The following is a 23,718-nucleotide window of genomic DNA, read 5'->3' on the forward strand; positions in this document are numbered from 1 at the left end:
CTGCGCTACTTCACCTATGGACATGGCGGCTACTTCAGCCCCAAATCCTACGTCTCCGTAGGCATCCCATTTGAAATAGCAGGACGCAAAGGCAAGTTTGCGTATCAACTGGGTACCACACTGGGCCCGCAACACTTCAGAGAACTCGCAGCCCCGTACTACCCGAATTCAGCGGCAGACCAGGCCGAGCTGGAACAATTTGCGGCGGCCAACCCCACCATCAACATCCAGACGACGTATCCGGGGCAAACCCGTTCAGCGTTCGCCTTCAAGATCAATGGTGCGGCAGAATACCAACTAACCCCGCACCTGTTCCTGGGGGGGCGTTTGACGGCAGATAACTCGGGGGATTTCAATGACGCAGCAGCAGCGGTGTACCTGCGCTATAGCTTCGAGACCAGAAAGTCCCCGATTGCCTTCCCACCGGTTACTCCTAAACCTTACTATTCCGGAAATTAAATCGTGAAAGTCATCACCTCCTTATTTTCCTCGCGGCTAATCATGGCATCCATGCTGGCCTGGTCAGCGACTGCAGTGGCACAAGACCCGAATGCAGAAGGCCGCAACCTGATGGCAGAAGGTAATACCAGTGCCGCCAGCAAGAAATTTGCCGAAGCAGCCAAGGTCAATCCGTTTGACGCCTCTGCCCTCAACAACCAGGCGGTGGCGCTGGCCGCCCAGGGCGATACCGAAAAAGCCCTGAACCTGCTGGAAAGAGCCAATCGCCTCAGCCCCAACCGCGCCGATATTGCCGCCAACCTGAATGAATTGCGCAACTGGATGAACCGCAATACGCCACAAGTTGCCGCCATCGAGCGAAAAGCCCCGGTACCCGGTGCCTACCCCACCCAAGGGGGTGATATCCCACCAGAACCCCCACCTTTGTGGAAAAAATAAGCAGATAACATAAGCAAATAACGGCAACGTCCTTGCAAATTGCCTGATTTTGATGCACTATTGATTTGGATAGCCCTTACCAAAGGGCACGACATGGCAAAAACAAATATTTAATCAATAATTGATATGAAACATATTGTTTTCTTTTTCTTCTTTTACTTTAGCTATTCCAAGCCAACGGCGGTGGGAAGACGGTAAGCACTCGAAGAAAAAGCGCTAAACCAAAATTCTAAAAAAACCGCCCGATCTGGCGGTTTTTTTTTGCCTGAATTTTTTACGGAATAAACGTAACGCATAAAAGCAAGACCTCTCAACACAGAGACACGGAGACACAGAGACAGGCAAGAGAAGGGCGAATAAGTGGAATGAACACGGAGCCCCCTCCAGGGTTTCTTGACTTTACTCTGTGGCCCCTCTGTGTCTCTGTGCCTCTGTGGTGAGATTTCAGGTTTTAAGCAGTTTTCAAATTTTCTTATTTTAATTTTCTTATTTTAAATTTTAGTATCTGACAGGAGTTAACATGCAGCGCACCGACGATTTACGCATACGCGAGATGAAGGAACTGGTTCCACCATCGCATTTGATCCGTGAATTTGCCTGTTCCGAAAAAGCTTCGGAAACCGCAGCCAATGCCCGCACTGCCTTGCATCGCATTTTGCATGGCCAGGATGACAGACTGATGGTCGTCATCGGCCCATGCTCCATCCACGACACCAAGGCAGCGATGGAATACGCGCACCGACTGGCCGCAGAGCGTGGCCGTTTTTCTGGTGAGCTGGAAATCATCATGCGCGTGTATTTTGAAAAACCACGCACCACCGTCGGCTGGAAAGGTCTGATCAATGACCCCTACCTCGACAACAGCTTCCGCATCAACGATGGCCTGCGCATCGCTCGTGAACTGCTGCTCAACATCAATGAACTTGGCCTGCCTGCCGGTACCGAATACCTCGATGTCATCAGTCCGCAATACATCGCCGACCTGATCAGTTGGGGCGCGATCGGTGCCCGCACCACCGAATCACAGGTGCACAGGGAACTGGCATCCGGCCTGTCTTGCCCGGTCGGTTTCAAAAACGGTACCGATGGCAATGTCAAAATCGCCGTTGACGCCATCAAGGCATCGTCACAGCCGCATCATTTTTTATCCGTCACCAAGGGCGGCCATTCTGCCATCGTATCCACCAATGGCAATGAAGACTGCCACATCATCCTGCGCGGCGGCAAAACGCCCAACTATGACGCTGCTAGTGTCGATGCTGCCTGCAAAGACATCGCCAACAGCGGCCTGGCATCACGCCTGATGATCGATGCATCGCACGCCAACAGCTCCAAGAACCCGGCCAACCAGATCCCCGTCTGCGCTGACATCGCCAAACAAATCGCCGAAGGCGATACCCGCATCGTCGGCGTCATGATCGAATCCCACCTGGTCGCCGGTCGCCAGGACCTGGTGCAAGGCAAAGAACTGGTCTACGGGCAATCCGTCACCGACGGCTGCATAGACTGGGATTCCAGCATCCAGGTACTCGAAGGTTTGGCCGATGCGGTCAAGCAAAAGCGCTTGAAGGAAGCGTATTGAAATTATTTAATTTCGTTATGCGGTAGTTTGTTCCGGTCATGACAGTGCAAGTAAGCTTTGAGGTATATTTGTGCTGTTGTGATGGACAAGGCTCAACCCCAGACAAGTGGAAAAACTCCCCACCAAGCTGATCGTATCGGCAGTAATGCCAGGAAAGCTCGATCTAGAGCAAAGAATGATGGCCGACCATGCGCTTAGCATGGGTATTCCTGTCGAGACCGCATCTGAAAAGATGATGGAACGGGGCAAGGTGCAGGTTTCCCGCGATTTTCTGGTGATGGGGACAGTTCCTTTTGTTCAGCATGCCTTGAGATTGCTCGGTGCTGCTTTACCGGAACATACACCTTACCCGGAAGTCCTGGCCCCTTGGCTGTATCGCAAGGTATGGAAAGAAAAAAGTCTGCGTCGTGTGCTGGATCGCTTGGGCGCAGATGGCGCACCGGTTTTTATCAAGCCGGCATCAGGATGGAAACGTTTTACCGGTTTTATAGCCAAAAATCCAGAAGATTATCGCCTGAGTGCTGTTTCAAAGAATATGCAGGTCTGGGTGTCTGAGCCCATACAATTTTTGAGTGAATGGCGTGTATATGTGCTACGCGGAGAAATTCAAGATATCAAATTCTGCGATCATGGCGGTGACCCGGCTTTGCGCCCAGGCCTGCACGAAATAGAAAGCGCAGTGAATACTTTGCGTGATCATCGTCTGGCACCAGCAGGTTTTGTGATTGATTTTGGAATTACATCGAAAGGGCAGACGGCACTGATAGAAATGAATGACGGATTTTCTTTCGGCGCATATGACGGCGTTTCGGCACAGATATACTGGGATATTAACTGGGCAAGATGGGATGAACTTGTTTCGGCTCAGCTAACTGTTTAATGTGCTTGTGGCGATTGAAATTGGAACTGCTCTCTAACGCCATTTCGGCCCGTTGACAGCATGCCCGATTGGCTCCAAGACACGATGGAGGATAGTTTGATCAAGCTAATATTTTTCGATTACGATGGTGTACTCACGACCGACAAAACTGGTTCGCTGACGACTAACAGATATTTAAGCAAAGCGACAGGTCTTGAATTTTCACGCGTGAAAAACGCGCTCAGTCGATACAACAACGATCTTATATTGGGAAAAACTACTTACTCTCGCATTTGGGGCAATGTTTGCGAAGAATTGGGATGTGAGATAAATATTAGCTTGCTAAAAGAAGCTTTTGAAAGCACGCCGATAAATGGCCCTATGTTTTCATTGGCGCAACAACTTAAATCCAACTACGCTATAGGCATAATCACCGACAACAAGAAAGATAGATTCGACCATCTGAAAATCACGCAGAAATTAGATAAATTATTTTCCCCTATCGTGGTCTCTGCAGAAATTGGCATGAGCAAGCAAGGCACAGGCATCTTTTTGCATGCATTAGATCGTGCCAGCGCCGTTTCTGAAGAATGCATCTTCATAGACAATAACCGAGATAATCTAATTGCGGCCACCATGGTTGGTTTTAGAACTATTTTCTATGACGATGAGAAAAATGACATTGAAGCCTTAGTTCTCAGTTTAAGAAATATGGGCGTCATCTTGGATAAGCGATAATTGATAAACAATGAATTGCGATTACTGTAGCCCGCATAGCCCGTGTAGGTGCGATTAGTGTAACGTAATCGCACGCAGTACGCCTCGATTAAAAATACTACTGGTCTTCTTACAATCATGCGTGCGAATACGCAGGCTATTCGCACCTACGTGGGCTGTCAGTTAGAGCCAGCCTAGGTAGGCGCGATTAGTGTCAGGTAATCGCATGTAGTCTGAGCGTCAAAATACCAGCAACTGTCTCAAAACCATATCTGGCAATCTGTGCATGCACTGACCAGCTATCGCCGGAAGCGGGTGCGACTTTATTCTTCAAGGACGTAGCTGGCTGTAATTGCCTTACGTGCGACTCGCTCCCCGGCTACGAGATAAAACTGGTACTTTATAACTACCTACCCAGTCGTCGCCAGCACTACCTGCGCTACAAATCGCATACTTTCTTCACACTACCTTCATTTTCCCTTCACAGCGGTGTGTCATTCTGCGTTCTCTTCGAAGAAGGGAATGACATGATGGATCTGCTTATTTCCAGGAAGAACAAGTCATAGATATGAACTTCGGTACCCCGGTATCGCAGGTTCAGTTCTTGTCCCATATTTTTCTCAGTTCACGATTGTCTTTTTGAATGTTTATGCATGTTTGAATTATTTGCCCCCATACTGATGTGTTTTCTCATGCCATTGCTCTTGCCATTGGGGCGATGGCTTACTGTTTTTAGCTGGTTAGTTTTAATGACCGTCTTTACTAACGCCATCGTGACATTGCAAACCATGTCGCAGGTGGAATCAAGCGGTGGCGTGACTGACGACCTGATGATGTTCCTTTTAATTGTAAATCTATTTTTTCTATGCCTTGGCCTGATAATCCGGCTGATCGCAGCACAGTTACTGACCTGGTGTGGGTATCATGGATATGGCGACTTGCATGGATTCAAGTCTTGGTGGAAAGGAAATCAGCCACTGGCACTGCACTGGTTTTTAAAACTACTGCTGTTGCTACCGCTGGTGATATTGACAGGCTTCAGTGTGTATTCCGGCCCTGGTTCAGGGGAAACGACTGGCAATGATCCATTTATGGCAGGGAATGCAATTGCGCCAGCAATCTATGGGACTCTGTTAGGGATGATATGCTGTGACGCCCCGTTTTCTTGGAGTATTCTGGTAGTTCTGCCCGGGATCGCTTATCAATTGAATTACAGTTGGAACGTGCAGGGATATCTTAATGCCAGATCCTGGCCAGACACCTTCAATTATTTGATCGTGTATGCAACCCCCTTCGTTTTTGCCGCATATCTTTCAGGCCTGTTTCGTCGTACGAGGGTTTGTCAAAATGCAGATTGATTCCGTGCAGGCTATAAGCTTATAGTATGCGTTAGTGCAATGGGCTAGACTACTCTGAAGACAGGACGTCAAATAACTGATTGCATGGTTGATGTGCTGGAAAAACCGGCATTACCTGTCAGTTTTGAAGTCGTAGGAAAAATCGAGACACATATCAAAGGAAACATTTTTTTTGGTGGCGTCGTGCGTGCCAATGATGAAGGCTATAAAGAATTACGCGCGAAGGCATGCGCCATGGGTGGGAATGCTGTAGTGATTGATGACTTGATCGAGTCATCGGCGGCGGAGATGCGCCATATACATATTTGGGCCAGGGTGCTTGTTATCCCCACAGTGGCTCAGAAATGAAAACCCAAGTTAAAGCTGCCTCAATTGGTTGTTTCATTGCCGGGACGCTAGTACATACCAAAATTGGTTTACCTTCAATTATTTGATCGCCTATGCGATGACCTTTCTTTTGCTTGCCTACCTTTCAGGCCGTCTTCGTCGCACGCGGTTTTGTCAAAAACTAAGCTGATTCAGTGCAGAGAAATATTGCTCACGCTCCGCGAGCCACCGGCGTATGACTGCTTATGTGGACACGCTGTTTGACCCCAGGGCTTAGTTATCCGCGTCCAGCGAACGGGAACCGCGAAAATTACTCAAGCTGCGCCAACCCCAAAGCGTTGTGACAATGATCGCTGTGAGGATGATGATGAAGTAGCTGATTGAGCCTTCCCCGAGCTCGTAGCCGTGACGGCCTCCCGGAAATGCCGTACGGGTCGTTGTACCCACTGCGTGTGCTATGACGACAGCAAAAAGCGAGAAATTTGAGTTGTTATAAATCCACACGGTTATGACCCGGAAGGCAAGGGTTGCCACAAGCCCCCAGGCGATAAGTTGTGAGGTTTGACTCATTTTAATCATTGATGGAAGATGCCACAGCGCCCAAGGTACGCCAATAATGAGAGACGTCTCTAAGGCCGAATGCTTACTTTGCAGTGCATCGGTGGCGTAGGCTGAGTAGCCAATCTCTTCTACTGTTGCCGCAACGGTGAACATTGCAAGGGCACCAAGTAACGACGTTGAAATAGTTAGATAGTGGGGAACAGGAAGCGCAGCGATCCTCATTGCCGCATACGTCACGGCATATAGACATGGCAGGAGGAATATCGCGATGACTAACCATCTCTTGTTCTTAATTCTGTCGTAGTCAAGGATGCGAGCAAGAAACCGTTTCAAGCCTGCCGTTCCGTTCTCCATGTAGATTAGCGCGCAGGCAGCAATGAATGGGCTTAGTGTGGCACCAATATCTGTTACTGGAATGTCGTCAGGCAGGAAGCTATGAACTGAATTGACGCTGATGATCCAAAAAGGCGTGCTCAATGCGAATACCAGAACAAAGAAAGCGAGTGGATGACTCTTGTTGAGGTCTTGGGTGGTCATGGGTTTCCAATAGTGATTTACATCGTCGACAGCGTCTGGAATTTTGTCACTTGTCAGAGTAAAACTGGCATTGATTCTGAGTGCAGTGCCGTTATATCGTGCTGATAGGTCAGACGTTGCTTGGGCACGCAGTGCTTGGGGGTAGGAAGATAACGACTTTTCCGGCGTCAATGTGGATTTTAGCCCGTGTAGGTGCGATTAGTGTAACGTAATCGCACGCAGTACGCCTCGATTAAAAATACTACTGGTCTTCTTACAATCATGCATGCGAATACGCAGGCTATTCGCACCTACGTGGGCTGGTACTTTATAACTATCTACCCGGTCGTCGCCAACTCTACCTGCATTACAAATCGCATACTTTCTTCACACTACCTTCATTTTCCCTTCACAGCGGTGTGTCATTCTGCGTTCTCTTCGAAGAAGGGAATGACAGATGGTCCATAGCGTCATCTGTTTATTTCCAGGAAGAACAAGTCATAGACATCGACTTTGGTATCGCAGGTTCAGTTTTCATTTCATATTTTTTTCAATTCACGATCGCTTTCTGAATGTCTACGCATGCTTGAATTATTTGCTCCCATACTGATGTGTTTTTTCATGCCGTTGCTCTTGCCATTGGGACGCTGGCTGACTGGCTTTTGCTGGCTCGCTTTAATGAGCATCTTTATTAACGCCATCATGACATTGCAAGCAATGTTGCAGATGGAATTAAACGGCGGCGTGGCAGACGACGGGATGACGTTCCTGTTTTTATTGGCATGTCTTTTTTTCTTATGTCTGAGCCTGATCATCCGACTTATCGCCGTACAGTTATTGACGTGGCGTGGGTATCATGGATATGGCGACCTGCATGGATTCAAGTCTTGGTGGAAAGGAAATCAGCCACTGGCACTGCACTGGTTTTTAAAACTATTGCTGTTGCTGCCACTGGTGATATTGACAGGCTTCGGTGTGTATTCCGGCCCTGGTTCAGGGGGGACGATTGGCAATGATCCATTTATGGCAGGGAATGCAATTGCGCCAGCAATCTATGGGACTCTGTTAGGGATGATATGCTGTGACGCCCCGTTTGCTTGGAGTATTCTGGTAGTTCTGCCCGGGATCGCTTATCAATTGAAATACAGTTGGAACGTGCAGGGATATCTTAGTGCCAGATCCTGGCCAGACACCTTCAATTATTTGATCGTGTATGCAACCCCCTTCGTTTTTGCCGCGTATCTTTCAGGCCTGTTTCGTCGTACGAGGGTTTGTCAAAATGCAGATTGATTCCGTGCAGGCTATAAGCTTATATTGTGTGTTAGTGCAATGGGCGATGTCTGGCCTGCCCATGGGCAGGGTAAATTGCAAAAAGGTAGTTTAAACAAGCAAGTTACAACATTGATCCTTTGCTTAGTTGCATGGTATTGTTGACCCCGCTTTCTGCGCGCAGCATCTGCCAGCCCGGGACAAAGCAAGTTTTGTCAGGCTGGACTGGTTTTTGCCCCACATCCCACACCGTCAACCCGATGAAAATACCTGATTATTGGCAACGCGAAAGCAGTGATTTCAGGCGGTTTCTGGCGCAGCCTCACCGGCGCAGGCCTGATGCGACAACGGTCGCCAATGGCGGTGGCCGCATGCTGTTTTTGCTGGTGCTGGCCTTGCTGGTGGCCTTGTTTATTTCTATCCCTGTCGATCTCATGCTTGAACATTGGGCGGGCATAGAATCAAAACTGGATATGTCGGGCCTGCAGTTATTTCTTGTCGCGGTTGTGGCTGCCCCTATATTGGAGGAACTGACGTTTCGTGCAGGCTTGCGCAGTGCAACATATTGCCTGTTCGTTGGCCCGTCAGTGATTGCCCTGCTGTTGATGGCATATACGTTGGCGATGGTGCTGGCCGTATTGTCGGGCGTGATTGCGCTGATTGATTTGTTTTATATGAAATGGGCCATCTCCAAAGGAAAAAACGGGCTTCGTTTCACACGCGGTCGTACTTATCTGCGTCGCTTTCCTTTGGTGTTCTGGTCCTATACAGCTGCATTCGCGCTGATGCACGTCAATAATTACAGTGTGGCAGGGCTGGCTGGCTTGCTGGTTGTTTTTGCGGTGTCGTCGCAATTGATGATAGGCATGGCTGCCAGCTATCTGCGCCTGCGCAACGGACTGATCAGCGCCGTGATTTTTCATGGGCTGTTTAATTTCGTCTGGATAGCGCTGACCTTGGGATTGCTTACAGCGTTTGACGTATCTTGACAAAACTGATAAGTGAAGAAGCGCTTGCTGGTCATATCCGGTATGGACGCATGATTTTCCGGTCTGTATCTTGATGATGCGATCAATCAGGGTATTCCCTCAAAATCAAGGAACATAATCATGTTGAAAATAGTAATTGCCATGCTGGTGCTATTGGCAAACCAGGCATTCGCTCTCGACGTAACCGAAACTGCCCTGAAAGGTAGCTGGAGGATAGTCTCGTATAACGGCACCGCCTATGACGACGATGACAGGTGGGAATATAGCGGCCATCACATGTCGCAAGTGACGTATTCAAAGAACGGTAAAATTCACATGATGAGCCCATCGGTTTATTACATTACAGACGGTCATTTACTGGAATTTGATTTTGGTGTTCTGGATATAAATCAGCTCGATAAAAAGACCATGAAAGCCAGTGTCGGGGGTATAGTTTATGTATTTCAAAAAGTCAGTGATGAGGTGTATGTCAAGCCACGGGGAAAAGAAAAAACAATTTCGAAAGAGGTTGCTGGCATGGCATCAGGAATGGCGAAAGCGCTGTTTGGACAGGGCGAAGACAATGCAAAAGCATTGAGTTGCTCCAAAGCTGTCAAAGACACCTGGCGTTTTCTGGATCAGACCATACTCCAGGGCGAAGTCAATTTTAATGACGGCTACCTTACCAGGAAAGAACTGGACGATACCAGCAAAAAGCTTAACACCATCCGCGACGCCATTGACGTGAAGTCTTGTGAGGGTTCACAAGGGAAGACCAGGCAATTTTATCTCTGCCTGAGTAACCCGAAAAACATCATTATGTATTGCTCGGACAAGTATAAATTCAATCCAGGTGCCAAGGCATCTCCGGCCAAGTAAGTCTCGTCTTTTTTTATGCATGACTGATGCTTATTCGTGGCTGTTGTATATTGGGCTTCCAATGCTGTGAGCCTACTGAATAAAGTTATTTATTCAAGCTGAAAAAGTTATAAAATAGTTAGTAAATTCAACTATTTGTTATGACTCTCTGAGGCAAGCGATGCGTATCAACACACCTTTACAGCAAGCGAGCCAACAGCAAAGTCAAGCAGAGCCAACGCGCCAGCGGGTATCCACGGTTGTCGATACCCGCCAGCAAGCTTTGAGGCACAGGCAAATGCAAGAACGGGCGAACAATAGCCCGCAAGCCAGGCAACTCAAGGCACGCAGCGATTTGCTACAAGCCAAATCCACCGCCACGCAGCGACAAGTACAACAAACAGCGCCAGCATCCGCCGCAAATAAGACAGGTATGCCCAGCCAGCTCAAGGTTGGTATTGAATCCTTGTCTGGCATGCGCATGGATCATGTGCGGGTGCACTATAACTCTGCACAACCAGCGCAATTGAATGCCCATGCGTATGCGCAAGGCAACGATATCCGTGTTGCACCAGGGCAGGAAAAACACCTGCCGCATGAGGCCTGGCACGTCGTGCAGCAGGCGCAGGGACGCGTGCGCCCCACCATGCAAATGAAGGGCGCAATACCGGTCAATGATGATACCGGGCTGGAAGCGGAGGCAGATGTCATGGGGGCACGGGCACTGCAGATGGCGGCAATGCCTGCTACAGAAAATACCCCTCCCAACTTCATGCAAACAAATAATGTCGCTTCAGTTGGTAAAGGCAGCGTGCAAAGAAAGATGACGATTGAGGATCAGCCTTATTCTTACCAGGAAGAAACGGGCAGAATTCACAACATGGGCATGAACAGACAACACACTTTCACTCCTTCAAACAAGCCCAAGGCGAAAGAATGGTCATCGGATGTATGGAAAAGGCAGTACGCGGACGTAGATGAATTCCAGGACCATGTATCTGGGCAGCCGGTTAATTGTGGATTGTTTCGGTCGCTGGGCTTATGGTACCGGCTTCCATTTAATCCGGGAACACCTTTTGTCCTGGCGGAAAACCATGCGACTAAAATTATGCCCATCATGATAGAGAGTAATCGTAAGGGCAGCATTTTGCATGAGAGCAATGGCGTCATTCCTATCAAGTCAAAGAGCCCCGAGCAGAAACCTGATGGCGTTACCGGTTTTCATAAAACAGCAATGGAATCGGTGGTTGCCAAGACCCTGTTTGGTGTGGTGTTTCATCCAGCTGAAAAAATGAAACCCTCAGAACAACCAGGCCATGTAACGGAAGCGCCTTCAGTATGGATAGGAAAATACACCAATGCCAGTGTCAAAGGTAAGGACGGGTTCAAAAGACCCTATTACAAGAATGAGCAAGGCGTTAAAGTCATACAAGAAGAAAATGCAGGCGTGGCTTACAGTTCAATCAACACGATGTTAAGAGTTAAAGCACAGTTTGACGAAGAAGCAGATAAATATGTTGAGGCTAATGCGATAACAAAACCAGAGGCAGTCAAGTATGTAAAAGAAACAAAAGCAGCATTGGATCAGTGGTGGACTGCCATGTTACAAGTGCGAGCATTGTATGCTGCACCGGACGGTGATGCTAAGGCAATAGAAAATATAGAAAGTGAAATTACTAAAATGAGGGAGAAGCTCATTCCTCAACTAAGGCTGTTATTCAGGGATGAGTATAAGGATGAAATTGGCGGCCTGAAAGAGCGAAAAGCCGCTACCAAGTCAATAGGGTACGAAGGTGAAATGGGGGAAACCATAGCCATGCGGGATCTGGCCATGTTGACCGTTATTCTCAACCAGAAGAAGCAGGGTTGGGGAGATTACGAAATGATTTCCATGGGGGATGCGCATGCAGAAACCTTAAAAGCCCCACTGACCAACGAAGCAAAATTGGAAGTGATCACCAGGAAAGAATTTATCGACGACAGCAAAAGCGCACTTTAATTTCCGACCTGAGGATATCAACAAGAAATCTCATCGGCGGCGATCAGCTTGTCACCATAAAAATGCACCGCTTCAAATTTGACCTGATGACAGCTATGCGATATTGAACATGAACGACGAAGGGTAGACATGAAATTCAATGTACGGGCGTTCTCTGTCGACTTGACCGTCGAACCATACACATTTACGGTGCCGCGCGACGAAATGATCGATACGTCTGAAAATGCGATTTTCCATGATTGCGAATCGATTCGTGACATAGAAATTGTCTACGAGGACTATTGGAATTATATGAACAGCGAGCACGCCGTTCATGACGCGTCGTCTAAAGTCAAGGTACTGTCCGTCATTCAATTGCCTGACGACGCTTGAGCAATGTACGTGTTGACTTAAAACCGCTTCGTCAACGTCATCTGATCTCCTTCACGTCGCATTTCCATGCGGTTGAGGAAGGACATGCCAAGCAGGGGCATGGTCAGGCCATTTTCGATGACAGAGGCTTCGACCTGGTGTAATTCAACATCGCCGACCTTGATGGTGTCGATCTTGACCAGGTAGGTGTCCACCACGCCGCCGGCGGTGTTGGCGCGGCCAAGGCGGCCTTCTTTGTATTTCAGGCCCATTCTGACGGCTTCGCTGGCGGGCAGGGCGATCAGGCTGGCACCAGTGTCGACCAGCATGCTGACGCTGACGCCGTTGATGACGGCAGGGGCCATGAAATGGCCACGGTCACCCGCTTTCAGGACCACGGAATTGCCGGAACTGGCGGCGGCATGGTGTACGGCCTGGCCGATGATCAGTACCCGGCGTTTGCCATTGATGATAACGGTGGCAGATTCGCGGTCGGCTTCGACCAGCTTGCTGTCACCATTGATGGTGGCACCGACAGAATAGGTTTTGGGGGCTGCGCCGTCTACCACCAGGATGGCTTTGCCGGGAAACAGGCCAACCACGCCGATATCGGTGGCCATGCTGTTGCCTGCCATGGTCAGCATGGTCAGCGCTGCGGCTGTTGCTATTGCCAGCAGGGCCTTGCGGCCTGGTAAGCTTGGTACATGTGTTCGGCGCATGATGGCTTAATCCCTGAAGTTGTTGAATTCCAGCGGTAAATCCTTGATTTCTTTGCGCAGCATGGCCATGGCACCTTGCAGATCGTCGCGCTTGGCGCCGGTGACACGTACTGAATCGCCCTGTATGCTGGCCTGTACTTTAAGCTTGCTGTCCTTGATGGCTTTGACAATTTTCTTGGCATCTTCGGTTTCTATGCCGTTTTTTACCTTGATGCCCTGCTTGACCTTGTCGCCACCAATTTTTTCGATCTTGCCCAGGTCGAGGAAACGCACGTCGACATTGCGTTTGGCCAGTGTCATGGTCAATTCGGTACGAACCTGGTCGAGATGGAATTCGGAATCGCCATAAATGGTCAGTTCACGGTCTTTTTGCTCTACCTTGGCGCTGCTGCCTTTGAGGTCAAAGCGATTGGTGACCACTTTGTTGGTCTGGTCAATGGCATTCTTGACATCCACCATGTTGGCTTCGGATACGGTATCAAATGAGGGCATGGTTTACTTCCTTGCTAAAAATATTAATTGGGGACCTGACCAAAACTGCCCCGGCAAGGTATTACAACGCTTTGGGGCAATTTCGAGTCCGTCCTATAACCTATAAGTAACTGCATTTTAGCAAATGCAAGCAGGCTAAAGAGCGCTAAGGCTATAATTTCGGGTATATGACGAATTTATCTACACTTCAGGCAGATTATCCTCTGCAAAACCTGAATACTTTTGGTATTGCCGCCCGTGCCCGCCAGTTTTTGCAGGTGCAGAGCCCGGCGCAATTGCGGGCCGTGTTTGATGACCCCACATTGCAAGCCATGCCACGCCTGATACTGGGTGGCGGCAGTAACCTGGTGCTGTCAGACCAGGTGGATGCCCTGGTCCTGCAAATGTGCCTGAAAGGCCGGCAGATTGTTGATGACAATGCGCAGCGGGTGCTGGTGGAGGCCGCTGCCGGTGAAAACTGGCATGAATTTGTCTTGTGGACCTTGCAACAAGGCCTAGCCGGGCTGGAAAACCTGTCACTCATCCCTGGCACTGTCGGCGCAGCGCCGATACAGAATATCGGTGCCTATGGGCTGGAAATGCAGGATGTGTTTGACAGCCTGACAGCCTTTGATTTTGTGACCGGCGAGACGGTACAACTGGACAAGGCAGCTTGCCGGTTTGCTTATCGCGACAGTATTTTTAAACACGACTACAAAGACCGCATGGTGATCCTGGCGGTGCGTTTCGCCTTGCCCAAACCATGGCAAGCCAGGCTGGCGTATGCAGATGTAGCGCATTATTTAAGCCAGCACGATATCGGCGATGCTGCCCCCGTTGATGTTAGCAACGCCATCATCGCGATACGCCGCGCCAAATTGCCAGACCCGGCACAGATAGGCAATGCCGGCAGCTTCTTCAAAAACCCGGTGGTATCTGGTGCAAAACGCGACAGCCTGCTGGAGGTGTACCCCACACTGGTCAGCTATTTGCAAAGTACTGGCGACTACAAGCTGGCCGCCGGCTGGCTGATTGATCAGTGTGGCTGGAAGGGCAAGCAACTGGGCCGCGCTGGCGTGTATGAAAAACAGGCACTGGTGCTGGTCAACCGTGGCGGTGCCACCGGTGCCGATGTGCGGGCGCTGGCCAGTGCGGTGCAGGCAGACGTGCTGGCGAAGTTTGGTGTGATACTGGAAGTTGAGCCGGTATTTGTATAGGGAAGCTCTGATTAAGCTACTGCGCGACGCTATTTTGGGCCTGCGATGCTCGCCGTACAGTCGTACGACTGCGCTTCTTAACCCAAACTAGCGCCGCTCGCTACGCTTAATCAGAGATTCCCAAGCACTTTGCTTTAGTAATTCATTCTTCAATCTGCTTTATCCAACAGGACAGTGAATGTCAGAATTTTTACCCATCAGTGCCAGTAATGATGACCAGTTGAACAATCAAGACGATCAGCCGGGTCATGACGCAGAAGAGCAGGGAGTAAATGCATCATCCATGCAGCGTCTGTTGACAGAAGCCTTGCGTGTCAGCGTGTGCCGTGCACCGCGCTGGGATGGCATGCCCGCCTCGCCGGGGCTGATTGCCGGTTTGATGATTTTGTATCTGCTGACGCACATTGCGGTACAGCGCGTGACGATTATTGGCCCTGCGCAGTTTTACTGGCAGGTATTTGCATCTGGCTGGTTTTATTTTGCTGCGCTTGCCTGGGTCTGTTATCGCCTGCGGCCAGTCCGTTTGGAAACGCATTTGCGCCAGGCATCCTCTTCCATGGCCCCGGATGCCAGTCATTTATTCACCCTGGCACTGGCGCAGACGCTGGTGTTGAATGTGGCAGTGTGTTCTGTTGCCGCGTTGCTGATCCGGGTGGGACGGTATGACTATTCTGCTTTGAGCTGGCGCATGCAATGGCTGGTGTATCTGGCGCCCGTTTGCGTGGTCTTGTTGATACAACTGCTATTCTTGTGGCGGGCAAGTGATCGCCGCAAGACGATCATGGTGTCTGTCATCATGGTGATGCTGGTGGTGTGCGGGCTGGAATTAAGCACCAGGTCGATGACCTTCTGGTACCCGCGCGAGCAATCCAAAACCAGTGAGGATGCAGCCGACAAATCACCGGAAATCACGCAGGAAATATTTGAACAACAGGCCGCCTTGTTTGCCCGGAAACTGGCAGACATACAGCCACAAAGAGCGGGCACCATCGATCTGTACAGCCTGACTTTCGCCCCTTACGGTGAAGAAAATGTCTTTTTGAATGAAACCAGCATGGTGTCGCAGGTGATGGCGCAGCGTTTTGATGCGCAGGGGCGCAGCCTGCAACTGGCGAATAATCCCCGCACCATGGCTACGCTGCCCTGGGCCACGCCACTGAACCTGCAAAGAGCCATTGCGCATATCGCCAGGCGCATGGATGTGAATGAAGACATTCTGTTCATGCACCTGTCTTCGCATGGTGCCAGTGATGGCGAACTATCTGCCGGCATGTGGCCACTGACCATCAAGCCGGTGACCCCGGCAGATTTGAAGCAATGGCTGGACGATGCAGGCGTTAAGTACCGCGTCATTTCGATTTCTGCCTGTTATGCGGGTAACTGGGTGGCCCCACTGTCGGATGTCAATACGCTGGTGATGACGGCATCGGATGCTGACCATACTTCATACGGCTGCGGCAGCAAATCCGACCTGACTTTTTTTGGTCGCGCCATGTATGACGAACAGTTGCGCAAGCAAACCCTGTCGTTTGAAGCTGCCCATGCAGCAGCGCGGCCCATCATCAAACAGCGTGAAGAAGAGGGAGGCAAATCAGATGGCTATTCCAACCCGCAAATAGCCGTCGGTGAGCAGATACGTGCACGCCTGAAATTGCTGGAACAGCGTTTGCAGACGCAAAAGCCAGCAAAGACGGGCGATGTTGCAGCGCTCAAGAGTTTGCCGTAAAGAGTTTGCCGTAAAAGTTTACCGACAATCAGGGCTCAGTCTTGACGTTGCTGTCCCTGTTATACCCACGTATGCGCATGACGCGTTCGGTGCCAGCGGGGTGGCTGGACAGGTAGGGCGACAGGCCAGGGGCCAGGGCATTGAGTTTTTCAAAGGCGACGGCCAGGTGTTCACGGGCGATGCCGTTGGCGTCCAGCATTCGCAGGGCATAGTCGTCGGCTTCGGTTTCGGCGTCGCGTGAATATTTCAGGTCCAGCATCAGCGTCGGTATATTCGCCACCACCGCCGACACATCGCCAAACAGCAGGGTCGCCACGGCACCCACTGCCGAACTTTGGATGATGCGGCGGGTCAGGTGACGTTCATGCAGATGTCCCAGTTCGTGCGCCAGCACACCCATGATGGCATCATCGTCATTCATCAGCTTGATGATTTCATCGGTGATGATAATGTCGCCCGATGGCAGGGCAAAGGCGTTCGGGCCTATGGTACTTTTGCGAAACACCAGGTGATAGGTGGGGCTGTTGCCGCGAGGTGGGCGCAGCCGCTGGAAGCGTGCACTCAGTTCAGCCTGTCTGGCAGCAGGCAATACGGATGGTTTGAAGATCTGTTTGTCCAGAATTTCCAGCACGCCGTTACCCAGCTTGCGTTCTACTGATACCGGCGTGGCAAACGCCACCATACGGGCCGCGTTTGGCAACACATACACATAGCACAGCGTCAGCACGATGATGGTGCCTATCAGCGCTGCCAGGGTACCGCTCCAGCTTTGCTGGATTTGAACCACGGTCGAATCCTGATAGCCGGTGCTGTCGAGCATGGCATTGAAGGTGGCGTGGTCGGTGATCTCGACATAGGCACCATCGCTGAAGGTGACTTTACGCGGCGCATGACGGCTACGTTCTGATACCCGCAGTTCCGTCAAGGGGCAACTGCGGGTGACACCTTCGTTCAGGTCATTCGTGATCTCGCGCACATAAGCGGTGTCGCCCAGCACCGAAAATTCCACCCGGTGCAGGCGCGAGGTTTTGCCATCAAAATAGATGGCGGCAACTGTGTTCATAGAGATAAATCAAAATCCAGTAAATCGGCCATGCCCTCGCCGGTTGCGCTGACTTGTTCCTGCGTTTCAGCGATGAAATTATCCAGACTGCCATTGACTTCCAGCTCCAGGCTTTCAATACGGTAACGCAAGGCACGAATTTGCGCAAACGGGATAAACAGGCCCAAGGTAAAGGCAATCGCCAGTACATTGGTGATGGCGATGAAGCTCATACGGCCCCAGGTCAGGTTATTCTTGAACTGATGATCCCCCAGCTTGGTATGGTTCCAGATCAGGTTTTGCAACAGGGTCAAAAAGATAGGGTAGATGGCAAACATCCACGCGTACAAAGCTAAAGCTAAGAAGACGGCAGCAGCGCCACCTTTTGTTCCATGCGTGAGTGAACCCAGTGCCACCGTACCGCCAAAGCCGACAATGATGACGACTATGCCAACGATCATGATGCCTATGCCCAATAAATAGGCTTTATAAAACGCGCCAGAACCGGCATTAAAAGAAAAATGCGTGCTGCCGAAACGGCTTTCATTGTGCTGGAACTGCTTCAGGCGCTGATGAAAGACCGGTGCCAGCAAGTACAGGGTGATGCCTGTCAGGAAAGGCCACAGCAAGAACGTGGTATATGCCTGTTGCGCAGTCCCCCGGAAACCAAAGCGTATGCCACGATAGCTGGAGTTATACAACTTGAATTGCAGGCTTTTCCAGACCAGCCAGGGCATGATCATTGCCATCAGCACCACCATGGCCCCCCCCAGTGCAAGCGAGTATTTGAAAGCCATGTTGTAGCAAAAGAAAAAGACAAAGGCCACCACGCGACCCTTGAGGATGGCCATGGCATTGCCGTGGTATTCAAAACTGCTGCCACCCAGATGCGTGCTGGAATACAGATAACGGTTGCGACGCACCTTGGCCCAGGCAGAATAAATGCCCAGGGTAAGGATGGTCAGCAATAAATTGACGATCCAGATACGGAAATATTCACTGCCGCTGCCCCTGAATTCAAGTTGCAATGTCCCGGTTGGCTGTTGGTGGCTTGCTGAAAAGCCATGACTTTGAAAGTTATCCATACTTGTGTTTCCCCATGCACTTATTTTTTTAGAGCATCGACAATCGCATGGGGTTGGTATTAAGTCAAGTACATTTCAAGTACATTAATCCTCTGGCCACCCATCGCGGCCAGCTTTACCACAAAGGGCGATGGGGGGATAGATAATGTGTCTTTATGGCAATGACAAGTCAGGCTGGTTACGCGGTGGTGGGCAGTATGGCGCAAGCCCCCCGGTACCGTATTTTTTATCGTATCTTTTTCCAGATGGAGATAGCCGTCGTACCGTTGCCGCTGGCACTGGCTGGTACGTGGTAGCTAAGTACGTCTGCCTTCAGTTCAAACTGCCTGGCTTGCTCGCTGCCATCCCAGTTGGGGAAAGACGCGTGTTCGATACGGAAGATCAGGACATTGCGTTCCACATCAATAAAACAGCGACCATAGTGTGCGCTGGTGTCGAGCGCGGCGGCACGGAATTCATTCTCTGACCCCTTGCGCTTGTCGCCATTGGCAAATTTGGTCCTTTCTGCCTTGTAGATTTGCAGGGAATAGCGGCCCGTGTCGTCAATAATCAGCAAACCCTGGGGATTGGCCCCAAAGGTTTCGCCCCGGCTGCCATCGGCACGGATTTCTGGCGCACCGATCAGCGTCCAGGTGCCGGTCAGGCGCTTTTGTGCCTGTTCATTCTGGTCACTATCCTGTTGCATCAGGGCGCAGGCGGGCAGGCTGATGCAGCTTATGCTGGCGATGCAGATCAGTAGCAAGCTTCTTATGCTATTCAGGCTTCTCAGGCCAGCAAGTGAGCGTAACAATGTGTTCATGGTCATCCTTGGTGAGTGGGGTAATGCGCCTCAGTTGGGGGCGTCCACAGTGAGTAGCAATTTGCCGGTGGTCTTGCGTGATTCGAGATCGGCATGGGCCTGTGCCGCCTGTGCCAGCGGATAGCTGCCACCTATGCGCGGCCGCAAAATGCCTTCACGCAGCCAGCCCAGCACACGCTGGCTGCGGGCGGCCAGGCTGGCAGCATCGGCCACATGGTGGGCCAGGGTGGGGCGGGTGAAGAACAGGGAACCGCTACGGCACAGCGTCATGGGATCGATAGGCGGCACATTGCCGCTGGATTGGCCAAACAGCACCAGCGAACCCAGCGGGCGCAATACCGCCATGCTGCCCTGGTAGGTGCTCAGGCCGACCGAGTCATACACCACGTTCACCCCCTGTTGCTGGGTCAGTTCTCTCACCGCCACGACAAAATCCGTTTCGGTATAGCGGATGACATGGTCGGCACCGGCCTGGCGGGCCAGTTCTTCCTTGGCGGCGGTCGATACCGTCGTCAGTACGGTGGCACCCTTGTGTTTCAATAGCTGGATCAGCAGCAGGCCAACGCCACCCGCACCGGCATGCACCAGCGCACGGTCGCCGGCCTTGATCTGGTAGCTGGTTTCGGCCAGGTATTGCACGGTGACACCCTGCATGATGACGGCGGCTGCCTGCGGGTTGCTGATGTCATCTGGCAGGCGTACCAGCTTCCAGGTCGGGATGCTCAGATATTCGGCATACGAACCGGGCTGCGACAACCAGGCCACCCGGGTGCCGGCGGGCAAATCGGCATTGCCCTCGGCCACGACACCCGCCCCTTCGGTACCAGGGATGGCAGGCAGGACCGCAGGGTTTTGCCCGTTGCGCTGATACACGTCGGCATAGTTGATGCCGGCAATGTCGACGCGCACCAGTACTTCTCCTTCTTTTGGGATTGGCGTGGGCAGGTCGGTGAGTTGTAAAACTTCCGGGCTGCCTTGGGTCAGTATTTGTATGGCTTTCATTTCTATTCTTTCTGTGTACTGTTTAAGTTGAGGGGGCGTTGTTGCACATAGCTTAGACAAAGCAGGCCTTAAATAAAATTACTGAAAAATTCGCCTGGACTGTGCATAATTGCACCATGATGAATTGGGACGATTTACGGTTTTTTCTGGCGCTGGTCGATAGCGGTACGCTGACCGGGGCCGCGCGTCGCCTGCAGGTGGAACACACCACCGTGGCACGCCGCATCGATGCACTGGAAGCGGCATTGGGCTTGCGCCTGTTTGACAGGCTGGTGCGTGGCTGGCAATTGACAGTGGAAGGGCAACACCTAGTGCCGCATGCGCGGGAAGTGGAAGAGCGCTGGTTTTCGTTCGAGCGAAAAGCCCTGAGCGCTGGGCAAATGGAAGGCGTGGTGCGCATTTCTGCCGCCCCCACCCTGACATCATTTGTGCTGGCCCCCAACCTGAAAAACCTGCACGCCGCCTTGCCCGGTCTGGAACTGGAATTGTTTGCCGAAAAACACGAAGTCAGCCTGGGCCGGCGCGAAGCCGATATTGCCCTGCGCATGTCACGTCCGCAAGCGGCGGGCCTGGTCATCAAGGCAGTGGCTACCGTCCAGTACGGCCTGTATGCCAGCAAAAGTTATTTGAAAGGAAGCAAGCGCAGCGACTGGCAGTTTGCCGCCTATGAAAAAACTTCCGGCACGCCCCATCACCAGTGGCTGGAAAACATGCTCGATGCTGATCCATCCAGGGTGTTGTTGCGCAGCAATGATCAACTGGTGTTGCGTCAGGTGGTGGCCGCCGGCATGGGGGTGACGGTATTGCCGCATTACCTGGCTAAAGGGATGGGTAGCCGTAGCAGTGACTTGCAAAGGATAGATGACCCGCTTTGCCCCCTGCAGCGCAAGCTGTGGCTGGTCATGCATGATGATGTACGCCGTTCTGTGCGGGTGAGGGCCGTGGCAGATCAGTTGATCAGCTTGTTGGCCAGTAAAGCGGTACAGGATGTGCTAGCCTGATAGTATGCCCGTCAGATGATGTGCAAGTGCTGCAAGGCAGACCTTGCACTGCACCATATTGGGGCTAACGCGGTATCATGTGGCTTTGGACAGGCAAGCAACAGCACAATGAACACCTTACTCATTATCGATATGCAGAACTCATGGGTGAATGGCACCACGCCCCGCTATGATAAAGAGGGAGTGGTCGCCCGCATCCAGCATGCGATTGAAGTCACGCGCCAGCATGGCGGGCAAATCATTTATATCCGTCATGCCAATGATGACGCAATGATAGGCTCTGACGGCTGGGAAGTGATACCCGAGCTGCCGTTTACACCAGGCGATGTGTTCGTCGATAAAACCGCCTGCGATTCCTTTGCTGATACCGGCCTGCTGACCCACCTGAAAATCACTGGTGCCCATACTCTGATGGTGTGTGGCCTGGCGACTGAATTGTGCATCGATACCACCATACGCTCTGCCGTATCGCATGGTTTTGATGTGATCGCCCTGTCCGACGCCCATACCACCGGCGACCGCCCCCACATGAAGGCCGAAAAAGTCATCGAGCACCATAACTGGATATGGGAAAACCTGTCCACCCCGGCCGACAGTCGCCTGATGGTGCGGACGGTGGCGGAAGTATTTGGGCCTTAGTCACGGCCCATGCTTCCTCGATGTTGCTTACTGGAAATAAATAGTCAGGATGCCAGATTAGTTAACTGATGGCTTTTTGATGGTTTTTGTCTATTTCTTCAGTCGTTCGTCAGCGCAAAACCCCCACCAGGCCGTTTTTTTCAAATAAAAAATTAAACTTTTAAGTACAACTACCGTTAATGATGTTAACGCAGTAATCCGTTTTGATTTTTTACCATTACAGTCGGGGAATGATATGAATATCAGTCAGATAACAGGCGGGGGCACCAGCATCTCTGCTGTTGAGCCTCGACAAAATGTTAAAAGCGCACCAAAACTCGCGCCTGCCGGGCAGGATTTAAGCACTGGCACCGTGGTGCCTGCACAAGATGCAACGCCAGACACGGCAATCAGCAATGCTGAGCTGAAGCAGTCTGTGGATAAAATCAACCGTTTTATCGATTCCAGCAATAGTGTGAATTTAAATCTGGACAGTGGTTCTGGCAAAGTGGTGGTACAGATCGTTGATCGTGAAACCAATACCGTGATCCAGCAGATTCCTTCTGCCCAGGCATTGTCCATCGCCAAGGATCTGGGGGGCAAAACAGGGTTGTTGCTCGACGCCCAGGCCTAAGAGGGTTGATGCGTGATGTTGACGTCTGACCCGGGTTTTTGGCGCGACCAACTGGGCCGTCCGGTTCTTGAAAGACTGGGTGTGGCACCTGCCGAGGTACTCGCCTATGTCGCCTCTGTGAATGCCGGCCAGCAGGCTGGCCAACAGCATATCCCCTCCCAGCAAGCATCACCTGAAGCAGTCGTGCTTGCCGCTGATTTTTTGGCGGATGTGCAAGATGCCATGGCAGAAATGCCGCCATCCCTGTTAACCCTCTTGGCCCGCCCCTTGCTGGGTGTGTATTTTGCGCGTGGCCTGGGTTCATCTGCCCTGACCGATGTGGTCATGACGCCAGATGGCCAGCAACTGGGCATGGTGTGCCTGATGGATGCCGATGCGTTTTTGCATCGTGCTGCCAATGATTGGGCCAGTTGGAAAGAATACACCCCCTTCCTGCCGCAAGACCAGTACCGCATTGATGTCGTCATCGAAACGCCGGACAACGATACGCGAAAAAATGCCATCCAGTTTTTATTGCTGCATGAATTTGGCCATGTCCTCACGGCCAACAGCGAATACCTGCCTGACTGGTGGATAGGTTCCAAACGTTTCAAATCGACCGAAGAATACAGCTACCTGTCGCTGTCATGGCAAATCGCCATGAGTGGCGACGTCATCCCCTTGTTGCGGGAAGATTTCCCGCAACGCAAACACCTGCACTTTTACACTGGCGAACAATTGCCGGGTGAACTGATACCCGAGATTTATCAATCCCTGCAAAAGACCGGTTTCCCCACCTTGTATGCCGCCACCAATGTCTATGACGATTTTGCCGATGGCTTCGCCAGCTATGTGCACCAGGTCATGCTGCAACGCCCGTTTGAAATCAGCATCCGGCAAGGTGGGCAGGTCATCATGCAATTGAGTGATTACTGGTCCGGCCCCAAAGCAAAGGCCAAAGCCAGCGTTTTTGCCGGGATGTTTGCCAGCGCATAATCTGCATGCATCCCAATGGACGTCTCTCTCGTTCGCCATAAAATATTGCCGTTCGGTTACTGTAATCCATTCAAATTTCATCCAAATTAGTTAGCTACATCAATAAAGCTGCAAAAACGCCTGTATTCGCCGCTTTAATCGTCCTAAGCTCATAGATAATTAATGCA

At 51.3% G+C, this 23,718-nt stretch carries 25 protein-coding genes; 18 read left to right on the forward strand and 7 right to left on the reverse strand.

The window, feature by feature from the left end:
• The 7 genes from ACO0LM_RS26690 to ACO0LM_RS26720 form a co-directional block, all read left to right on the forward strand.
• The coding region (locus tag ACO0LM_RS26690) for a cellulose synthase subunit BcsC-related outer membrane protein (protein ID WP_423041655.1) at nucleotides 1–459 on the forward strand (459 nt) is incomplete at its 5' end.
• A gap of 3 nt (nucleotides 460–462) precedes the next feature.
• A complete protein-coding gene (locus ACO0LM_RS26695; RefSeq protein ID WP_423041657.1) occupies nucleotides 463–897 on the forward strand; it encodes a tetratricopeptide repeat protein in 435 nt (144 codons plus the stop codon).
• Between the two features lie 520 nt (nucleotides 898–1,417).
• Nucleotides 1,418–2,479: a 3-deoxy-7-phosphoheptulonate synthase AroG gene (aroG, locus tag ACO0LM_RS26700; protein ID WP_423041659.1), complete on the forward strand. Its 1,062-nt coding sequence runs from the start codon at nucleotides 1,418–1,420 to the stop codon at nucleotides 2,477–2,479.
• Nucleotides 2,480–2,585: 106 nt separating this feature from the next.
• The gene (locus tag ACO0LM_RS26705) at nucleotides 2,586–3,359 is read left to right on the forward strand and encodes an ATP-grasp domain-containing protein (protein WP_423041661.1); all 774 of its coding nucleotides are present in this window, start codon (nucleotides 2,586–2,588) and stop codon (nucleotides 3,357–3,359) included.
• Nucleotides 3,360–3,419: 60 nt separating this feature from the next.
• Nucleotides 3,420–4,076 carry an HAD-IA family hydrolase gene (locus tag ACO0LM_RS26710; protein WP_423041663.1) on the forward strand — a complete coding sequence of 219 codons (657 nt, stop codon included), beginning with the start codon at nucleotides 3,420–3,422 and terminating at the stop codon, nucleotides 4,074–4,076.
• A gap of 632 nt (nucleotides 4,077–4,708) precedes the next feature.
• Nucleotides 4,709–5,413: a hypothetical protein gene (locus ACO0LM_RS26715; protein ID WP_423041665.1), complete on the forward strand. Its 705-nt coding sequence runs from the start codon at nucleotides 4,709–4,711 to the stop codon at nucleotides 5,411–5,413.
• Nucleotides 5,414–5,497: 84 nt separating this feature from the next.
• Nucleotides 5,498–5,761 (forward strand): hypothetical protein, encoded by a 264-nt coding sequence (locus ACO0LM_RS26720; protein WP_423041667.1) that lies wholly within the window; start codon nucleotides 5,498–5,500, stop codon nucleotides 5,759–5,761.
• Between the two features lie 252 nt (nucleotides 5,762–6,013).
• Here ACO0LM_RS26720 and ACO0LM_RS26725 read toward each other — a convergent pair whose 3' ends face one another.
• Nucleotides 6,014–6,838: a CPBP family intramembrane glutamic endopeptidase gene (locus ACO0LM_RS26725; RefSeq protein WP_423041669.1), complete on the reverse strand. Its 825-nt coding sequence runs from the start codon at nucleotides 6,836–6,838 to the stop codon at nucleotides 6,014–6,016.
• Between the two features lie 561 nt (nucleotides 6,839–7,399).
• Here ACO0LM_RS26725 and ACO0LM_RS26730 point away from each other — a divergent pair.
• The 5 genes from ACO0LM_RS26730 to ACO0LM_RS26750 all read left to right on the forward strand — a co-directional run bounded on the left by ACO0LM_RS26730 (nucleotide 7,400) and on the right by ACO0LM_RS26750 (nucleotide 12,283).
• Nucleotides 7,400–8,107, forward strand: a complete 708-nt coding sequence (locus ACO0LM_RS26730) for a hypothetical protein (protein ID WP_423041671.1) — start codon at nucleotides 7,400–7,402, stop codon at nucleotides 8,105–8,107.
• A gap of 239 nt (nucleotides 8,108–8,346) precedes the next feature.
• Nucleotides 8,347–9,075, forward strand: coding sequence for a hypothetical protein (locus ACO0LM_RS26735; RefSeq protein ID WP_423041673.1), 729 nt, complete (start codon nucleotides 8,347–8,349; stop codon nucleotides 9,073–9,075).
• A gap of 120 nt (nucleotides 9,076–9,195) precedes the next feature.
• Nucleotides 9,196–9,933, forward strand: coding sequence for a hypothetical protein (locus tag ACO0LM_RS26740; protein ID WP_423041675.1), 738 nt, complete (start codon nucleotides 9,196–9,198; stop codon nucleotides 9,931–9,933).
• Between the two features lie 412 nt (nucleotides 9,934–10,345).
• Complete coding sequence (locus ACO0LM_RS26745) at nucleotides 10,346–11,911, forward strand: DUF4157 domain-containing protein (RefSeq protein ID WP_423041677.1); 1,566 nt, start codon at nucleotides 10,346–10,348, stop codon at nucleotides 11,909–11,911.
• A 129-nt stretch (nucleotides 11,912–12,040) separates the two neighbouring features.
• Complete coding sequence (locus ACO0LM_RS26750; protein WP_423041679.1) at nucleotides 12,041–12,283, forward strand: hypothetical protein; 243 nt, start codon at nucleotides 12,041–12,043, stop codon at nucleotides 12,281–12,283.
• 17 nt (nucleotides 12,284–12,300) lie between these two features.
• On the opposite strand, the gene ACO0LM_RS26755 is transcribed toward ACO0LM_RS26750, so the two are convergent.
• Both ACO0LM_RS26755 and ACO0LM_RS26760 read right to left on the reverse strand, forming a co-directional pair.
• Nucleotides 12,301–12,981, reverse strand: a complete 681-nt coding sequence (locus tag ACO0LM_RS26755) for a retropepsin-like aspartic protease family protein (RefSeq protein WP_423041681.1) — start codon at nucleotides 12,979–12,981, stop codon at nucleotides 12,301–12,303.
• Nucleotides 12,982–12,987: 6 nt separating this feature from the next.
• Nucleotides 12,988–13,473, reverse strand: a complete 486-nt coding sequence (locus tag ACO0LM_RS26760; RefSeq protein WP_186949744.1) for a YajQ family cyclic di-GMP-binding protein — start codon at nucleotides 13,471–13,473, stop codon at nucleotides 12,988–12,990.
• A gap of 167 nt (nucleotides 13,474–13,640) precedes the next feature.
• Between ACO0LM_RS26760 and murB the strand changes: the two genes are divergently transcribed.
• A complete protein-coding gene (murB, locus tag ACO0LM_RS26765) occupies nucleotides 13,641–14,669 on the forward strand; it encodes a UDP-N-acetylmuramate dehydrogenase (protein WP_423041683.1) in 1,029 nt (342 codons plus the stop codon).
• A gap of 178 nt (nucleotides 14,670–14,847) precedes the next feature.
• Nucleotides 14,848–16,395: a C13 family peptidase gene (locus tag ACO0LM_RS26770; RefSeq protein ID WP_423041685.1), complete on the forward strand. Its 1,548-nt coding sequence runs from the start codon at nucleotides 14,848–14,850 to the stop codon at nucleotides 16,393–16,395.
• Between the two features lie 28 nt (nucleotides 16,396–16,423).
• Here ACO0LM_RS26770 and ACO0LM_RS26775 read toward each other — a convergent pair whose 3' ends face one another.
• From ACO0LM_RS26775 to ACO0LM_RS26790, 4 genes are all read right to left on the reverse strand, one after another.
• Nucleotides 16,424–17,458, reverse strand: a complete 1,035-nt coding sequence (locus tag ACO0LM_RS26775; protein WP_423041687.1) for a M48 family metallopeptidase — start codon at nucleotides 17,456–17,458, stop codon at nucleotides 16,424–16,426.
• The gene (locus ACO0LM_RS26780; RefSeq protein ID WP_423041689.1) at nucleotides 17,455–18,522 is read right to left on the reverse strand and encodes a YjgN family protein; all 1,068 of its coding nucleotides are present in this window, start codon (nucleotides 18,520–18,522) and stop codon (nucleotides 17,455–17,457) included. Before ACO0LM_RS26780 ends, ACO0LM_RS26775 begins: the two co-directional genes overlap by 4 nt.
• Before the next feature lie 226 nt (nucleotides 18,523–18,748).
• Nucleotides 18,749–19,321, reverse strand: a complete 573-nt coding sequence (locus ACO0LM_RS26785; protein WP_423041691.1) for a lipocalin-like domain-containing protein — start codon at nucleotides 19,319–19,321, stop codon at nucleotides 18,749–18,751.
• Between the two features lie 30 nt (nucleotides 19,322–19,351).
• On the reverse strand, nucleotides 19,352–20,323 hold the full coding sequence (locus ACO0LM_RS26790; RefSeq protein WP_423041693.1) for a quinone oxidoreductase family protein: 972 nt from the start codon (nucleotides 20,321–20,323) through the stop codon (nucleotides 19,352–19,354).
• 116 nt (nucleotides 20,324–20,439) lie between these two features.
• Between ACO0LM_RS26790 and ACO0LM_RS26795 the strand changes: the two genes are divergently transcribed.
• The 4 genes from ACO0LM_RS26795 to ACO0LM_RS26810 all read left to right on the forward strand — a co-directional run bounded on the left by ACO0LM_RS26795 (nucleotide 20,440) and on the right by ACO0LM_RS26810 (nucleotide 23,551).
• Nucleotides 20,440–21,324 (forward strand): LysR family transcriptional regulator, encoded by an 885-nt coding sequence (locus tag ACO0LM_RS26795; RefSeq protein ID WP_423041695.1) that lies wholly within the window; start codon nucleotides 20,440–20,442, stop codon nucleotides 21,322–21,324.
• Nucleotides 21,325–21,432: 108 nt separating this feature from the next.
• Nucleotides 21,433–21,963 (forward strand): isochorismatase family protein, encoded by a 531-nt coding sequence (locus ACO0LM_RS26800; protein ID WP_423041697.1) that lies wholly within the window; start codon nucleotides 21,433–21,435, stop codon nucleotides 21,961–21,963.
• Nucleotides 21,964–22,198: 235 nt separating this feature from the next.
• Entirely contained in the window at nucleotides 22,199–22,576 is a 378-nt protein-coding gene (locus ACO0LM_RS26805) for a flagellar protein FlaG (RefSeq protein ID WP_423041699.1), read from the forward strand.
• A 15-nt stretch (nucleotides 22,577–22,591) separates the two neighbouring features.
• On the forward strand, nucleotides 22,592–23,551 hold the full coding sequence (locus ACO0LM_RS26810; RefSeq protein WP_423041702.1) for a hypothetical protein: 960 nt from the start codon (nucleotides 22,592–22,594) through the stop codon (nucleotides 23,549–23,551).
• The last annotated feature ends 167 nt before the right edge of the window (nucleotides 23,552–23,718 follow it).

It is taken from the genome of Undibacterium sp. Di26W, assembly GCF_049340265.1.
GTDB lineage: Bacteria > Pseudomonadota > Gammaproteobacteria > Burkholderiales > Burkholderiaceae_D > Undibacterium.

Coding starts and splice junctions, on each gene's coding strand:
- aroG (WP_423041659.1), top strand. CDS start 1,418: ATGCAGCGCACCGACGATTTACGCATACGCGAGATGAAGGAACTGGTT.
- ACO0LM_RS26710 (WP_423041663.1), top strand. CDS start 3,420: ATGCCCGATTGGCTCCAAGACACGATGGAGGATAGTTTGATCAAGCTA.
- ACO0LM_RS26715 (WP_423041665.1), top strand. CDS start 4,709: ATGTTTGAATTATTTGCCCCCATACTGATGTGTTTTCTCATGCCATTG.
- ACO0LM_RS26720 (WP_423041667.1), top strand. CDS start 5,498: ATGGTTGATGTGCTGGAAAAACCGGCATTACCTGTCAGTTTTGAAGTC.
- ACO0LM_RS26725 (WP_423041669.1), bottom strand. CDS start 6,838: ATGACCACCCAAGACCTCAACAAGAGTCATCCACTCGCTTTCTTTGTT.
- ACO0LM_RS26730 (WP_423041671.1), top strand. CDS start 7,400: ATGCTTGAATTATTTGCTCCCATACTGATGTGTTTTTTCATGCCGTTG.
- ACO0LM_RS26735 (WP_423041673.1), top strand. CDS start 8,347: ATGAAAATACCTGATTATTGGCAACGCGAAAGCAGTGATTTCAGGCGG.
- ACO0LM_RS26740 (WP_423041675.1), top strand. CDS start 9,196: ATGTTGAAAATAGTAATTGCCATGCTGGTGCTATTGGCAAACCAGGCA.
- ACO0LM_RS26745 (WP_423041677.1), top strand. CDS start 10,346: ATGCCCAGCCAGCTCAAGGTTGGTATTGAATCCTTGTCTGGCATGCGC.
- ACO0LM_RS26750 (WP_423041679.1), top strand. CDS start 12,041: ATGAAATTCAATGTACGGGCGTTCTCTGTCGACTTGACCGTCGAACCA.
- ACO0LM_RS26755 (WP_423041681.1), bottom strand. CDS start 12,981: ATGCGCCGAACACATGTACCAAGCTTACCAGGCCGCAAGGCCCTGCTG.
- ACO0LM_RS26760 (WP_186949744.1), bottom strand. CDS start 13,473: ATGCCCTCATTTGATACCGTATCCGAAGCCAACATGGTGGATGTCAAG.
- murB (WP_423041683.1), top strand. CDS start 13,641: ATGACGAATTTATCTACACTTCAGGCAGATTATCCTCTGCAAAACCTG.
- ACO0LM_RS26770 (WP_423041685.1), top strand. CDS start 14,848: ATGTCAGAATTTTTACCCATCAGTGCCAGTAATGATGACCAGTTGAAC.
- ACO0LM_RS26775 (WP_423041687.1), bottom strand. CDS start 17,458: ATGAACACAGTTGCCGCCATCTATTTTGATGGCAAAACCTCGCGCCTG.
- ACO0LM_RS26780 (WP_423041689.1), bottom strand. CDS start 18,522: ATGGATAACTTTCAAAGTCATGGCTTTTCAGCAAGCCACCAACAGCCA.
- ACO0LM_RS26785 (WP_423041691.1), bottom strand. CDS start 19,321: ATGAACACATTGTTACGCTCACTTGCTGGCCTGAGAAGCCTGAATAGC.
- ACO0LM_RS26790 (WP_423041693.1), bottom strand. CDS start 20,323: ATGAAAGCCATACAAATACTGACCCAAGGCAGCCCGGAAGTTTTACAA.
- ACO0LM_RS26795 (WP_423041695.1), top strand. CDS start 20,440: ATGATGAATTGGGACGATTTACGGTTTTTTCTGGCGCTGGTCGATAGC.
- ACO0LM_RS26800 (WP_423041697.1), top strand. CDS start 21,433: ATGAACACCTTACTCATTATCGATATGCAGAACTCATGGGTGAATGGC.
- ACO0LM_RS26805 (WP_423041699.1), top strand. CDS start 22,199: ATGAATATCAGTCAGATAACAGGCGGGGGCACCAGCATCTCTGCTGTT.
- ACO0LM_RS26810 (WP_423041702.1), top strand. CDS start 22,592: ATGTTGACGTCTGACCCGGGTTTTTGGCGCGACCAACTGGGCCGTCCG.